Source organism: Oceanobacter antarcticus (genome assembly GCF_044962685.1).
Lineage (GTDB): Bacteria > Pseudomonadota > Gammaproteobacteria > Pseudomonadales > Oceanobacteraceae > Oceanobacter > Oceanobacter antarcticus.
Map to the genome: position 1 here is coordinate 1 of NZ_JBBKTX010000129.1, position 243 is coordinate 243.

A 243-nucleotide genomic window follows, 5' to 3' on the forward strand; every position below is an offset into this window, starting at 1 on the left:
ATCAGGTGTTTAGCGGGGAATACCTTGAAATCGCTCACCTCCGGCAAGCGGCACTGGACGAGATGTACGCTCAGCACCCGGAGCGCTTCAGTAAAGGCCGTTCAAGCGTACCGCTGCCACCGGCCGAAGTCTGCATCAATCCGGTGCCAGAGGATGCTGATCAGGCGACAATCGAAAAAGGCGTGAACTTCCCAACGTTGCCACGGGCGATTACAAAAGCAATGTAATGTTTAAAAAACTGGC

Annotated in this window: 1 protein-coding gene; it reads left to right on the forward strand. The window is 53.9% G+C overall.

Annotated elements, in window-relative coordinates; all coding sequences use genetic code 11:
* The coding region (locus WG929_RS21220; RefSeq protein WP_416207651.1) for a hypothetical protein at nt 1-227 on the forward strand (227 nt) is incomplete at its 5' end.
* Nucleotides 228-243: the final 16 nt, after the last annotated feature.